Here is a 13,873-nt window from a genome sequence, read left to right on the forward strand (position 1 = left end):
AGCCGGATCCGCGCTCATGCCATCAACCCTTGGGGGGATACCATTTGTCGAGTAGATCAGCGGAGCGCTGCAGCTCGTTCTGCCAGGTCTCCTTCTCCACCACGGTCGGCTTGAGCAGGATCACCAGCTCCACCTTCTTGGTGCTTTCGCGACGATTGGTAAAGGCCTCGCCGACCCAGGGAATATCGCCGAGCAGTGGCACCTTGCTGACGATCTCCTGCTTGTCGGTCTTCATCAGGCCGCCAATGACGATGATGTCGCCGTTGTTGGCCTGCACCACGGTATCGGACTCCCGAATGGAGCTTCTGGCTAGCGGCAGCTCCAGCTTGCCCCCCGTGGTCCCCATGTCGATCACCTTGTTTTGCTCTTCGGTGTCGATGACGGAGGGGTGGATGTGCAGCAGCACCTTGCCCTCCTCGTCGATCTGCGGCGTCACATCCAGGGCGATGCCGGAGAAGAAGGGGGTCAGCTCCACATTCGGAGTCTTGTCGGAGACGCCGGAGGAGTTGGTGGTGATGGTGGTCGAGGCGTTGGTGACGAAATACTCATCCGTCCCCACCTTGATCACCGCCTTCTGGTTGTTGGTCGCCGTCACCCGCGGGCTCGAGAGGGTATTCACATCCCCCTGGGTCTTGAGCAGGTTGACCGCCACGTTGAAGTTGCCATCCGTGATGGTGAAACCGGCACCACCGCCAATCGCCTTGAATATGGGGTTCGCCGCGCCAACCAGGCTGCTTCCCAGCGAACCGGCACCATTCAGCAAGTTGTAAGCAGGGGTACTGCCCGGCGCAGTCAGGATAGGCTGGGCCACCGTCGGAATGCCCTTGTTGCCACCCCAGCTGGCGGTCAGACCGCTCCAGTCCACACCCTGTTCATAACCCTCACTGAGGGCCACCTCCAAGATCCGCGCCTCCAGCACCACCTGGCGCTTGAGGTGGCTCTCGGACTGGTTGAGGAACTCGCGCACCGCCTTGAGCTCCTTCGGATAGGCACGAATAGTCACCAGACCCGCCTGCGGGCTGGTGATGACGGCGCGGCCGTCGCCGGTGCCGATCAGCATCTCCAGAGAGGTACGCAGATCGGTCCAGTAGTCGCTGTTGGTGTCGGTCTCTATACGGGTGCCGTTGCTGTTGTCCGAATTGCCATTGCTGCCGGACGAGTTGCTGGTGCTGGTATTGTTGCTGTTGGCGCTGTCGAAACTGTTGTTATTGCTGTTGTTATTGTCGTTGGAGGTGACCCCGCCGGTACTGACCGAGGTGCGGGAGAGGCCGCGCCGGGACATCATCAGATAGTTGACCGGAATGGTCTCGGTCCGCAGGCCGGCCGGGTAGATGTGAAACACGTTGCCCTTGCGCTGCACGTCGAAGCCGTACATGTCTCCCACCACCGCCAGCACCTCCTGCAGGGTGACGTCCTTGAGCTCAACGGAGACCAGCCCGGAGACTCCGGGGTGCACCGCCACGCTGTAGCGGGATCCCTTGAACAGGGAGCCGAAAAACTCGACTGCCTCCACGTCATGGGCGGCGATGCGCAGCCGTTTTTCCGGCATGGGAACGGGCGTTTGCGGCCGGTTCAGCTGCAGCAATTCGCTTTGCACCGATTCGGGCAGGGTGGTCAGGGGGGCGGCCTGCTTCTGCTGTTCGCTCATGGCCTGCTTGAGGGCGTCCTTGGCCTGGGTGGGCTCAGGGTGTCGATACGTGGTACAGCCAGCAGCCATCATGGCCACGGCGATCAGACAGAGACGGTGTGTTTTCATGTAATCAATGCACCCTGACTTGCAATTAAATGCGATAAACCCGGCGCCCCAGTGGGGTCGCCAGGATTCAAACCCGAACCTTGCTGGCAAACAGTGTCAGCGCGTGGCGTTTTCCCGCCTTCTCGAGCACAACACCATCGGCCTGGATGGCCACCAGCGTATATCCTTCGATCTGCTGTCCTATCCGGTAACTCTTGCCGTTGAGCACCGCCAGCGAGGGACCGTTGCCCAGCACTATGCTCTGCAATTTCGGCAACCCGGCACTCCCCTGACCACTGGCCGCGGAGCCACCGGCCATCTCCGCCAGCGGTGCCGTGGGATCCTGCAACACTTCGGTCGGCTGCGCCATGATCTGGGCTCCGAACAGGCAGCAACACAATAGGAACCATCTAGCCACGAATGAACTCCTTGCTGGTGCTCAGGGTGTAGATCTCCATCTCCACCAAGGCCCCCGGGTAATCTTTCACCCGGTAGTCGAACCGCTTCCAGTAAAAGTGGCGCGGCAGGGCCTCGAGTGCCTTGAGATACTGATACACGTCGAAATAGCCCCCTTCCAGCTGCAGCCGGATGCCGTGCTTGTAGAGATTGATCTTCTGTTCGCCAGCCATCAATGGGGTCGGCTCCAGGGAACTAAGGGCCAGCATGTGCAGGTTGGCAGAGCGGGAGAGCAGCGCCTCCAGCACCTGCGGCATCTCGCGGGCCGGGATCAGATCCACGGTCTGGGCCTTGAGCCGCTCGTCGAGCCGGGCCAGCTCATCCTCGGTGCGCGCCAGCTGTTCCCGAACGCTCTGATCGGGATCCCGCTTGAGGCGAGCCTGCTTGCCGAGATTCTCCAGATCCATGATCTCGCGATCCCGTTCGGCGGCGTTCAGCGCCATGCGGTCTTGCTGCAGTCGGGTCGCGGCGCCATCGAGCCAGCCATAGAAGCCAACCGCCCCCAACACCACCAGCCCGGTCAGCAGGATCAGCACCCGTTCACGCTGGCTCAGGGCGGCAATGCGCTGGCTCCAGTCCTGCCACTGTTCTTTCAGGGTCATCAGGGTTTCTCCCGCGCTATGCCGCTGAGCTGGAAGGTCAGGCGACCCTCCTTGTCACGGCTCAGGGTCAGTTCGCCAAACTCCTGGCCCGCCAGACTGGGAGTCTGCTTGAAACGATTGACCCAGGCGGGCACATCCTGGCTGCGCCCGGCAAAACCGGAGAGATTAAACCGCCCTTCGTTGATTTCGATACGTTGCAGCGAGAGGTTGCTGCTGCGGATCCGCGACAGATCCGCCATCACGCTGGCATACCCCAGGGATTTTTGCAGGCTCAGGCTGCCCAGCTGGCGCATCAGCCCCTGCTTGGCAGTCAACTCCTCCTGCTGACCGGTGAGCCGCTGTTGCAAGCGGGGGTCGGCCTGATGGCGGGCCAGCTCGGCATCGAGCCTCTGAGCCTCGCTACGTTTGTGCGCCAGCTCGGTATTGACCTGTGCCAACGCCCGACTGACCTGTTGTTGCTGCCAGCCATAGCCGGCAGCCATCAGCAGGATCAGCAGCAGGCCGGCGCCCCAGGCCAGCGCCATCTGGTTGAGACTGGCCCACTGGCGTTTGGGACGAAACTCGGCGCCGTAGAGGTTGATCTGGCGTTTCATCACGCATCCTCCCCGATGGCGGCGGCATAGGCAGACAGATACTCGACCCCCGCCAGCACCGCCTTGTTGGCCATGGCGGAGACAGCCATGCCGAAGGTCTGTTCCATGTGGCGCACCAGGGTACCGATGAAGGAGGAGGCGATGGCCAGCTGCATCTGGCCCAGCTCCGGCAGCTTGAGCTGACCGGTCAGATAGTCGAGGGAACGCTGGATCTCCAGCGCCAGGGTATCGAGCAGCAGGGCATCCGGCTCCTCCTGTTCTCCGGTCAGCGCCCCAAAACCGCGCAGCTGGCGGGAGAAGCAGAGTCCGCCCTGATGGAACACCAGCAGTTGCAGATCCTGCCCCCTGGGTTGCCACAGCAGCATGCGCACCGCCTTGTCGGCCTCGTAGAGGGAGGTGAGTGCCAGCTCGTCGCTGACGATGGCATCCAGAGTGGCGACGCCGTTGATGGCCTCCGCCACCTGCTGTACCCGGCTCTTGGGCAGGCAGATCACATTGATCCGCGGCTGACCGGCAGGGGGCGTGGGCAGGTCGACATAATCCATGGCGAGCTGCAGCACGGGTTCGCTGACATAATCCTTGATGGCCCAGGGCAGGGCGCCGGCCATCTCGGCCTCTGGCACGGCGGGCTTGTCGATCTGGATCTGCTGATAAAGGCTGGCGGCCAGGGCGACACGCACCTTAGACTTGGCGAGGCCATGACGGCTGAACAGTTCATTGACGGCCTGGCCCCACTCGTGCGGTCCGTTGATGGCCCGGGTGGCGAAGACGGGGGGATTGGCGACGGCAGCCAGCATGATCCTGTCATTGGCCAGCAGGAGCCCCACCTGGCGACTTGGCGTTGACCGTTTGAACAGTTGTTTCATGTAAGCCGCCCCGTCATTAATTGGCAAAAAGCATGAAATCTTAACATAAACAGAGAATTAGCCTCCAGCAAAAGACGGACTCACCCTTGCAAGACAGCCTTACACCTCTGGCAACTGAGGGGGACAGCTCCCTGCCATCGCCACTGCAACCCATCCGGCATCCCCTGCTCGCCCACTACGGGGTGGAACTCTGGTGCAAGCGGGACGATCTGATCCACCCGACCATCTCGGGCAACAAGTGGCGCAAGCTGAAATATCACCTGCAGCATGCCAGCGAACAGGGCAAGCAGCACCTGCTTTCCTTTGGCGGCGCCTACTCCAACCACATCCATGCCTTGGCGGCGGCGGGCCACCACTACGGGCTGCGCACCACCGGCATCATCCGGGGCGAACCTGAGGCCATCGGCAACCCGACCCTGACGGATGCCAGCCGCTGGGGCATGGCCCTGCGCTTTGTCGACCGGCAGACCTACCGCAGGCGACATGACCCCGAGTGGCTGGCCCGGTTTGCGGCCGCAGACACCCTGATAGTGCCGGAAGGGGGCAGCAGCCCCCTCGCCATCCCGGGGGTTGCCGAACTGGTCGGCGAAGTCCCCTTCTCGCCGGATCTCTGGGTGCTGCCCTGTGCCAGCGGTGGCACCCTGGCCGGCCTCATCGCGGGCAAGCGGGATCCGGAACAGATCCTTGCCATCGCCGTGCTCAAGGGGGGCAGCTTCATCGCCGACGAGGTGTGCCGGCTCTACCCGGCCGCGGCCATGATGCCCGGCTGGCGGATCGCGCTGGATCACCATGACGGCGGCTACGCCCGTTTCAGCCCGGCGCTCTGGCAATGGGTGCAGGCCTTCAGCGCCGAGACCGGCCTGCCGCTCGAGCCCATCTACAGCGGCAAGGCGATGTGGGGACTGTTTCGCGAGTTGGCAGCGGGCCGTATCCCGGCCGGCAGCCGGATCGTCTTCATCCACACCGGCGGCCTGCAGGGGCTGGCGGGGCTCAAGGAGCAGGGGCGTCTCTGACGGCGGCTCGCGCCGCCCGACTCAGACGCCGACCGGTTCTATCAGCAGCCGCTCCGGCGCGGCAAACCAGGGCCCCTGACCGGCGTGCACCCCGAGGTGGCGCAGCATCTTCCACTCCTCTTCGCTCTCCACTCCCACCGCCAGCACCCGGGTCGGGGTGTTGGCGCAGCCTCCCACCAGGCTGCGCACCGCCATCTGGTTGACCTGGCGGGAGTGGATCTCCCGCACCAGGCTGGGATGCAGCTTGAGGAAGTTGATCTCGAACTCCTTGATGTACTGGGTGCTCACCACATCCTGGCCGGCGTGGTCGATGGCCAAGCGGCAGCCAAGCATGCGCAGGGAGCGCAGCGGCCGCTTGAGCGCCTCGTAATGACGGGTGACCTGGGCTTCCGACAGCTGCAGCACCAGCCGTTCGTTGGTGCTGCGCGGCAGCTGGAACAGGGCGAAGAAGAGCCAGCGCTGGAATTCGCGATGAAGCAGACTCTGGGCGCTCAGGGTCAGGCTGATGGGGCAGCTGTGCTCGGCGCGCTGGCGCAGGAGCTGCAAGGTCTGCTCCGCCACCAGCCGATCCAGTTGCAGCAGCATCCCCACCTTCTCCGCCATCGGCATGAAGACCCCGGCTGGCAGGGCGCGCCCCTGCTCATCGTGGAGATAGGTGAGCAGCTCCTGCTGCAATACCACCTGGCCGCGATCCTGCTGGATCGCCTGGGTGTAGAAGTCGATGCCATGTTCCTCGAGGCGACGACCAATCAGGGTGCGCCAGCGCACCGAGCCCTTGCTGCTCTGCTCCTCCTCCAGTTGCTTCTCGTAAAGAAACCAGCCATTGTGCCCCTGCAGGCGGGCGCTCTTGAGGGCCAGCTCGGCCTCCTCCTGCACCTTGAGCAGATTGTCCTGGGAGTGGTAACAGACGGCGCCGAGATAGACGGCGGTCTCGGGGTTGACCTCGTCCGGCCAATGCAGACGCTGCAGGCTCTTGAGCAGCTGGCTGGCGCTGTCCACCATCTCGCTCTCGGACATGTTGGGCAGCAGTACGGCAAACACCTGGCCGGCGTAACGCGCCTGCAGGGCGCCGCTGTGCTTGCGCACGAAGGCGCCTATGGTTGCGCTCGCCTGAGCCAGCAGGTCGGGACCAAGCTGCTCGTACTGTTCGGCCTCCAGCTCCTCCAGACAGGCGAGATCGATAAGCAGCACGCCGCCGCTCATCACGCTCGCCTCCATGATGGCGCTCTCCAGCCGGTTGTCGAAAAACAGGCGATTGCCGATGCCGGTCATCTTGTCGACAAAGGCGTTGCTGCGAATGAAGTTGTCGAAACGGCTGCGCTCCTTGCGGGCATCGGCCAGCTCGGCCAGCAGATGATCGAGGGCCTGACTGGCGGCCACCGGCCACTCCTCGGACGGGTCATGGCTGAGCTTGGAGAGCTTGTCATCCAGGATCAGCTGGGCACGAATCCCCAGCAACTCGGCCCCCCGCAACTGCTGGCGCAACCAGCGGATGGAGTACCAGAGACCGAACACCACGATGAAGATGCCAAACGAGATGCCCGACATTGCCTCGATGGAGTACTCCACCTCCTTGAAGGGACGCTCGAGCCGGAAATTGGCCTGCATGCCGGCCTGGTGAGGAAGCGAATGGCTGTAGGAGAGCAGCAGCTGTTCATCGACCGGGCGTTGCACATCGCGGAACCAGTAGACCCGCTGATCGTTCTGGCGCACTTCCAGCTCGACCACATGGGCGGCCCGCAGCAGGGTAGGCAGCCAGTTGCTCATCGCATCCACGTTCTGGCTGACATCCAGCTGCTCGTCGATCACCTCGACCAGGGCGTCGACCTTCTTCTGTTGCAGCTCCATGCCCAGTTCGCGAAAGCTGAAGACCCCGCCGATGAGCACGGTCGCCATGGCGGCGATCACGCACAGGGTGATGAATGAGACAAGCTGTGTAGTCAGTTTCATGTGCTTTTCCGTATGCCCGGACCATCCTTGTGGCCTCATGGTAGCAGTGGGGATCACGCCGCAGCTATGGATGAAGATCCCGCTTCTGCAATTTACGCCGCAGGGAGCATAACCAAGGTGCCGGAAGAATACCAAAGATGGTGGGCTGCAGGCCCGGAGAAAGGAGAAGTGACAGAGAGAAAAATGGTCCCTGAAAAGGGACCAAAAGGAACACTCATATCAAAATATCAAAACTAACACTCTGTGCTACTGACAAAAAACAGATACAGGAGTATTGAACACACGGTGAGTCAAACCGCAGGGCTACTTTAATGCGTTTCGGATAAGCCAGGCAATTGTCACTTATGACAGGTCATCGATTAAATCAAACTCAATCAAGTCCTAAAAATCGTTTTCTTACAGTGAGTTACAAACGGCAACCTCAAATCTGATACATCAGTCTCAAGTTGATTCTGCTAATGCGCTAAGATGACGCAACCCATTTGCGTCTCGTCCAATCTGGCAGGTAACCCGTGTTACGCATTTCTCCCCTCTGGATCAGCTTGCTGCTGTTTGCCACCCCCCTCATGATCAGCCAACCCCTCAGCCCCTGGTTCAGCGATCTCGTAGCACGCCACCTGCTCGAGCAAAAAGCCGGGGAGATCAGGGAGGCGATAAGGGCACGCCACCAGGTTCTGGATACTGCGCTCAGCGCCCAGTTGCAGCAATTCCACTTCGATTGCGGCAAGCAAGACATGGCCCTGCTGCGGGATCCCCGCTTTTACAGCACTCACCTGCGCCTGCAGGGACTGGAGCTGGCGTCCGGTGTCAGCTGCTCCAGCCTGGGGCCTGGCCTCTCCCTCATCAGCGAGGCAAAGCGCAGCGGCAAGCTGCCAGGCAAAGCGGGCCTGACCGTCACTGCGGCCTATGACGACACGGAACAGGAGCTGATCGCCTATTACCATGTCAAAGACAACATCGTTTACTGGGTGCTGGATAACAGCTGGAGCCACGATCTGCTGCAACACCCCTGCCCCAACTGTTTCTACCTCGAGTTCAGCCAGCGAGACCCCGCAGCACCACCCATGATCCTCCCCCGCGGCGACAAGTCCATCAAGGCGGAAGCGGACAACCGCAGCCTGAGCTTCCAGGAAACGGGCGCTCTCACCAAGCAGACCGTCTGGGCTGGAAAAACCCTCGCCCACTACGCCCTGCTCCAGACCCGGCAATATGCCCTCTGGCTCGGCTGCGCACTGGGCCTCCTGTTCAACGCCACCTACTGGTTGCTGCGCAGCTACCGCCACTCTCTGAAGGGGATGCTGCAAAACGGTGTGACACGGCGGGAGTTCATCCCCTTCTACCAACCCATAGTGGACAGTCGCAGCCAGCAGGTGGTCGGCTTCGAGGCGCTGCTGCGCTGGCAACACAGGGGAGAGTTGCTGCCACCGGGTACCTTCATCGACTATGCGGAGGCCCAGGGGCTGATCCTGCCGATGACCGAACAACTGCTGGAGCAGGTGCTCCGCGATCTGCCACAGCTGGCCGAGAGGCAGTGGGTCAGCGTCAACCTGGTGGCGGCCCATATCGAACGCCCCCTGCTGCGCAACCTGCTGCTACAGCACGATACCCCCTTTCCCGACCGCCTGCTCTTCGAGCTGACCGAACGCAAACCCATCACCAATATCCAGGCGGCGACCCACGAGATCACCGCACTGCATCAGATGGGTTATCGCTTCAAGCTGGACGACTTCGGTACCGGCTACGGCGGCTTTGCCTATCTGCAACGACTGGGGATCCGCCAGATCAAGATCGACAAGATGTTCGTCGATACCATAGGCACCCACGACCTCAAGCGCAGCGTGCTGGATGCCATCATCGCCTCGGGCCGGGAGTCCGGCATGGAGATGATTGCGGAAGGGGTGGAAACCCAGCTTCAGGCCGATTACCTGAGCCAGAGAGGCGTCTATCTGCTGCAGGGATATCTGTTTGCCAAACCCATTCCCCTGTCGGCCCTGCTGCGCTGGCAGGAGGAGTGGCTGCTTGATCATCCCCAGGGAGGGGAACATGCAGCCTGACCCTTCTTCGTCGGCTCGTGGCTCCTGCACCGCGAGCCACTCTTCACTCCACACAGTTACATTTCGCAACAAAATGATCCCGCTCCAGTGACGGACAGCCTTTATCATACCGGGCCAACTCACGCGCAACCGGCCATTGCGCGCCTGTTTCCCCGGTCATACGACCCCCCCGCAAGAGGACCCTTGCTCATGAAGTCATTTATCCGGCAAGAGATTGCCCTGCCCGTCGGCCTGCTGACCCTGTTCTTTTTCAAGACGGCAGGCAGCGACCTGCTGACAGAGACAACGCCGCTCGGGCTCTATCTGCCGGTGTCACTGGGGCTGCTGGCCGTCGTCACCTGGGCCATCTTCTCCGTAGTGCGCCACTCCGATGCCCTCGCCATCAAGCTTGGCGAGCCCTTCGGTACCCTGATCCTGACTCTGTCGGTCATCTCGCTGGAGGTGGTGATGATCTCCTCGGTGATGCTGACCGGTGAACCCAACCCCACCATGGCCCGTGACACCATGTTTGCGGTGGTGATGCTGGTGACCAACGGTCTGGTGGGTTTCACCCTGCTGTTTGGCGGCTGGCGCTACCACACCCAGAACTTCAATCTGGACGGGATCAAATCCTATCTGGTGGCCATCATTCCGCTGGCGCTGCTCTGTCTGGTACTGCCCAACTTCACCGAGGGGGGCAACGCCGGCAGCCTGTCACGCGCCATGTCCTGGATGCTGATCATCGTCTCCGTGCTGCTCTACGGGGTCTTTCTGCTGATCCAGACCCGCAGCCACAGCCACTTCTTCGTCGATGGCGACCACGCGGATCACGAGGAGCACCATGGCCCGCTGAAGAGCAACGTCTACCACACCCTGCTGCTGCTGGCCTACCTGGTGGTGGTGATCCTGCTGGCCAAGACGCTGGCCATCCCCATCAACCACGGGGTACAGGTGATGGAGGCCCCGGCGGCATTGGGCGGTTTCATCGTCGCCTGTATCGTGCTGGCCCCCGAGGCGGTGGGCGCCATCAAGGCGGCCTTCAACAACCAGCTGCAACGGGCCATGAACCTCTATTTCGGTTCCGTGCTGGCCACCATCGCCCTCACGGTGCCGGCCGTGCTCTTTATCGGTTCCCTGATGGGACAGGAGGTGCGCCTGGGGCTCGCCCCTGCCGACATGGTGCTGCTGGTCACCACCCTGATGGTGTGCAAGGTGACCTTCAGCAGCGGTCGCACCCACGCCCTGCACGGGGCTACCCACCTGGTGCTGTTCGTGGTCTATCTGTTTCTGATGTTCGAGCACGGCTGACACCATGCCCCGGATATGAAAAAGACCGCCCGATGGGCGGTCTTTTGTTATGAGCGGAGTGACTGCTTAGAGGCTGGGCAGCATGCCGGCCGGCAGCAGATCGTTGTAGCTGGCGGTGCCAAGCAGGCTCGCCGCCGCCTCGATGTCCGGGGCGAAGTACCTGTCCTTGTCGTAGAAGGGCACGTGGGCGCGCAGGCGTCCCTTGGCCGCTTCCACCCCTTCACTGGCGCGCAGCGGGGCACGGAAATCCAGCCCCTGGGCGGCAGCCAGCAGCTCGACCGCCAGGATGCCGCGGGTGTTCTCGGCCATATCCGCCAGCCGGCGACCGGCGAAGGTGGCCATGGAGACGTGATCCTCCTGGTTGGCGGAGGTGGGCAGGCTGTCCACCGAGGCCGGGTGGGCCAGGGTCTTGTTTTCGGAGGCGAGCGCCGCCGAGGTGACCTGGGCGATCATAAAGCCGGAATTCACGCCCCCATTGTTGACCAGGAAGGGAGGCAGGCCCGACATGCGCGAGTCGATGAGCAGGGCCATGCGCCGCTCGGACAGGGAGCCGATCTCGGCGATGGCCAGCGCCAGGTTGTCGGCGGCGAAGGCCACCGGCTCGGCGTGGAAGTTGCCACCGGAGAGAATGTCCTCATCCTCGGCAAACACCAGCGGGTTGTCTGAAACCGCGTTGGCCTCGCACACCAGCACCTCGGCCGCCTGGCGGATCTGGGTCAGGCAGGCGCCCATCACCTGGGGTTGGCAGCGCAGGGAGTAAGGATCCTGCACCTTCTCGCAGTTGTGGTGGGACATACCGATCTCGCTGCCATCCACCAGCAGGTGGCGGTAGCAAGCGGCCGCATCGATCTGGCCGCGCTGGCCGCGCACCGCGTGGATGCGGGCATCGAACGGACGGCGGCTGCCGAGCGCCGCCTCCACGCTCATGGCACCTATGGTGATGGCACCGGCGTAGAGATCCTCGGCGTGGAACAGCCCTTCCAGCGCGAAGGCGGTGCTCGCCTGGGTGCCGTTGAGCAGCGCCAGCCCCTCTTTCGGTGCCAGTGCGATGGACTCCAGGCCTGCAATCTTGAGGGCCGTGGTGGCATCGATCAGCTCGCCCTTGTGGCGCGCCTTGCCTTCACCGATCAGCAGGCAGCTCATGTGGGCCAGAGGTGCCAGATCGCCGGAGGCGCCGACGGAGCCCTTCTTCGGCACCACCGGATACACCTCGGCGTTGATGAGGCGCATCAGGGCCTCCAGCACCACCAGCCGGATGCCGGAGAAGCCGCGGGCCAGGGAGTTGAGTTTGAGCACCATCATCAGCCGCACGGTGGCGTCATCCATGTACTCGCCGATACCGGCGGCATGGGAGAGCACGATGGAGCGCTGCAGCTCGTCCAGCTGTTCCACCGGGATCCGGGTGTTGGCCAACAGGCCGAAGCCGGTGTTGATGCCATACACCACGCGATTCTGTTCGATCACCTTGGTGACCACGGCGGCGGAGGCGTGGATCCCCGCCAGGGCGGCGGGATCCAGTGAAACGTGTACCGGCTCGCGGCTGACGCGGCGCAGGGTGGCGAGATCCAGCTCGCCCGGGGTAATAGTCAATTCAAACATGGTGTTACACCTTTCCTTTGACACCGTTGGCGCCGTCAATCATCGGCAGATCCAGTTTCTCATCAACGGCACAGTTGATGGCAATTTCGTAGCCCGCATCGGCGTGACGCATCACCCCGGTGGCCGGGTCGTTGCGCAGCACGCGGCCGACCCGCTTGGCGGCGTCGTCGGTGCCGTCACAGACGATCACCACGCCGGAGTGCTGGGAGAAGCCCATGCCGACACCGCCACCGTGGTGCAGGGAGACCCAGGTCGCCCCGCCGGCTGTGTTGAGCAGGGCGTTGAGCAGCGGCCAGTCGGAGACGGCGTCTGAGCCGTCCATCATGGATTCGGTCTCGCGGTTCGGGCTCGCCACCGAGCCGGAGTCCAGGTGGTCGCGGCCGATGACGACGGGGGCTTTCAGCTCACCGTTCTTCACCATCTCGTTGAAGGCCAGGCCCAGGCGCACCCGATCCTTGACCCCGACCCAGCAGATCCGCGCCGGCAGGCCCTGGAAGGCGATGCGCTCGCGGGCCATGTCGAGCCAGTTGTGCAGGTGGGGATCGTCCGGGATCAGCTCCTTCACCTTCTGATCGGTCTTGTAGATGTCTTCCGGATCGCCGGAGAGGGCCACCCAGCGGAACGGGCCAATGCCCTCGCAGAACAGCGGGCGGATGTAGGCCGGCACGAAGCCCGGGAAGTCGAAGGCATTCTTGACCCCCTCTTCCAGCGCCATCTGGCGAATGTTGTTACCGTAATCGAGCGTGGCGGCGCCGCGGGCCTGCAGGGTCAGCATGGCCTCCACCTGGCGAGCCATGGAGCGGCGAGCGGCCACATTGACCTCTTGCGGCGCGCTCTTCTGCAGGTCGCGCCACTGGGCCACGCTCCAGCCTTGGGGCAGGTAGCCGTGGATCGGGTCGTGGGCTGAGGTCTGGTCGGTCACCACGTCCGGGGTGATGCCACGGGCCACCAACTCGGCGAAGACGTCGGCGGCATTGCCGAGCAGGCCGACGGAGACGGCAGTGCCGCTCTGCCTGGCTTCCTCGACCATGGCCAGCGCCTCATCCAGGCTATGGGCCTTCTTGTCAACGTAGCGGGTCTTGAGGCGAAAATCGATGCGGGTCTCGTCGCACTCCACGGCGATCATCGAGAAGCCGGCCATGGTGGCGGCCAGCGGCTGGGCACCGCCCATGCCACCGAGCCCGCCGGTCAGGATCCAGCGGCCCTTGGGCTCGCCGTTGAAGTGCTGGTTGGCCACGGCGAAGAAGGTCTCGTAGGTGCCCTGCACGATCCCTTGGGTACCGATGTAGATCCAGGAGCCGGCGGTCATCTGGCCGTACATCATCAGGCCCTTCTTATCGAGCTCGTTGAAGTGCTCCCAGTTGGCCCAATGCGGCACCAGGTTGGAGTTGGCGATCAGCACCCGCGGGGCGTCCTTGTGGGTCTGGAACACGCCGACCGGCTTGCCGGATTGCACCAGTAGGGTCTGATCCTCCTCGAGGCGGGTCAGCACCTCGACGATCTTGTCGTAGCAGGCCCAGTTGCGGGCAGCGCGACCGATGCCGCCGTACACCACCAGAGACTGGGGATGCTCGGCCACTTCCGGATCCAGGTTGTTCATCAGCATCCGCAGGGGCGCCTCGGTGAGCCAGCTCTTGGCAGTCAGCTGGGTGCCGTGGGGAGCACGGATGATCCGGCTCGGATCATGGCGGGGATCCTGGTTTTGCAGGGACATAGAC

The 13,873-nt window shown here is 63.0% G+C and carries 12 protein-coding genes; 4 read left to right on the forward strand and 8 right to left on the reverse strand.

Annotated elements, in window-relative coordinates:
* Positions 1 to 22: 22 nt before the first annotated feature.
* The 5 genes from mshL to ACB028_RS18275 form a co-directional block, all read right to left on the reverse strand.
* Positions 23 to 1,756 carry a pilus (MSHA type) biogenesis protein MshL gene (mshL, locus tag ACB028_RS18255; protein ID WP_026455893.1) on the reverse strand — a complete coding sequence of 578 codons (1,734 nt, stop codon included), beginning with the start codon at positions 1,754 to 1,756 and terminating at the stop codon, positions 23 to 25.
* A 67-nt stretch (positions 1,757 to 1,823) separates the two neighbouring features.
* Complete coding sequence (locus ACB028_RS18260) at positions 1,824 to 2,153, reverse strand: MSHA biogenesis protein MshK (protein ID WP_342011066.1); 330 nt, start codon at positions 2,151 to 2,153, stop codon at positions 1,824 to 1,826.
* On the reverse strand, positions 2,146 to 2,793 hold the full coding sequence (pilO, locus tag ACB028_RS18265; protein WP_371144894.1) for a type 4a pilus biogenesis protein PilO: 648 nt from the start codon (positions 2,791 to 2,793) through the stop codon (positions 2,146 to 2,148). Before pilO ends, ACB028_RS18260 begins: the two co-directional genes overlap by 8 nt.
* The gene (locus tag ACB028_RS18270) at positions 2,793 to 3,386 is read right to left on the reverse strand and encodes a PilN domain-containing protein (RefSeq protein ID WP_342013814.1); all 594 of its coding nucleotides are present in this window, start codon (positions 3,384 to 3,386) and stop codon (positions 2,793 to 2,795) included. The genes pilO and ACB028_RS18270 overlap by 1 nt, the downstream gene beginning before the upstream one ends.
* Entirely contained in the window at positions 3,386 to 4,252 is an 867-nt protein-coding gene (locus ACB028_RS18275) for an MSHA biogenesis protein MshI (protein ID WP_342011068.1), read from the reverse strand. The genes ACB028_RS18270 and ACB028_RS18275 overlap by 1 nt, the downstream gene beginning before the upstream one ends.
* An 86-nt stretch (positions 4,253 to 4,338) precedes the next feature.
* Here ACB028_RS18275 and ACB028_RS18280 point away from each other — a divergent pair, with 86 nt between their 5' ends.
* Positions 4,339 to 5,265 carry a 1-aminocyclopropane-1-carboxylate deaminase/D-cysteine desulfhydrase gene (locus ACB028_RS18280; protein WP_371144895.1) on the forward strand — a complete coding sequence of 309 codons (927 nt, stop codon included), beginning with the start codon at positions 4,339 to 4,341 and terminating at the stop codon, positions 5,263 to 5,265.
* A 21-nt stretch (positions 5,266 to 5,286) separates the two neighbouring features.
* On the opposite strand, the gene ACB028_RS18285 is transcribed toward ACB028_RS18280, so the two are convergent.
* On the reverse strand, positions 5,287 to 7,215 hold the full coding sequence (locus tag ACB028_RS18285; RefSeq protein ID WP_216993198.1) for an EAL domain-containing protein: 1,929 nt from the start codon (positions 7,213 to 7,215) through the stop codon (positions 5,287 to 5,289).
* A gap of 66 nt (positions 7,216 to 7,281) precedes the next feature.
* On the opposite strand from ACB028_RS18285, the gene ACB028_RS18290 reads away from it, so the two are divergent.
* The 3 genes from ACB028_RS18290 to ACB028_RS18300 all read left to right on the forward strand — a co-directional run bounded on the left by ACB028_RS18290 (position 7,282) and on the right by ACB028_RS18300 (position 10,556).
* The gene (locus ACB028_RS18290) at positions 7,282 to 7,452 is read left to right on the forward strand and encodes a hypothetical protein (protein ID WP_156130737.1); all 171 of its coding nucleotides are present in this window, start codon (positions 7,282 to 7,284) and stop codon (positions 7,450 to 7,452) included.
* A gap of 329 nt (positions 7,453 to 7,781) precedes the next feature.
* Positions 7,782 to 9,269 (forward strand): EAL domain-containing protein, encoded by a 1,488-nt coding sequence (locus ACB028_RS18295; protein WP_371144910.1) that lies wholly within the window; start codon positions 7,782 to 7,784, stop codon positions 9,267 to 9,269.
* 189 nt (positions 9,270 to 9,458) lie between these two features.
* Positions 9,459 to 10,556, forward strand: coding sequence for a calcium:proton antiporter (locus ACB028_RS18300; RefSeq protein ID WP_371144896.1), 1,098 nt, complete (start codon positions 9,459 to 9,461; stop codon positions 10,554 to 10,556).
* A gap of 66 nt (positions 10,557 to 10,622) precedes the next feature.
* Here ACB028_RS18300 and hutH read toward each other — a convergent pair whose 3' ends face one another.
* The gene (gene hutH, locus ACB028_RS18305; RefSeq protein ID WP_371144897.1) at positions 10,623 to 12,155 is read right to left on the reverse strand and encodes a histidine ammonia-lyase; all 1,533 of its coding nucleotides are present in this window, start codon (positions 12,153 to 12,155) and stop codon (positions 10,623 to 10,625) included.
* 4 nt (positions 12,156 to 12,159) lie between these two features.
* On the reverse strand, positions 12,160 to 13,869 hold the full coding sequence (hutU, locus tag ACB028_RS18310) for a urocanate hydratase (RefSeq protein WP_371144898.1): 1,710 nt from the start codon (positions 13,867 to 13,869) through the stop codon (positions 12,160 to 12,162).
* Positions 13,870 to 13,873 lie beyond the last annotated feature (4 nt).

Origin of the sequence: Aeromonas sp. S9(2024) (assembly GCF_041403185.1) — a bacterium.
Classification (GTDB): domain Bacteria; phylum Pseudomonadota; class Gammaproteobacteria; order Enterobacterales; family Aeromonadaceae; genus Aeromonas; species Aeromonas enteropelogenes.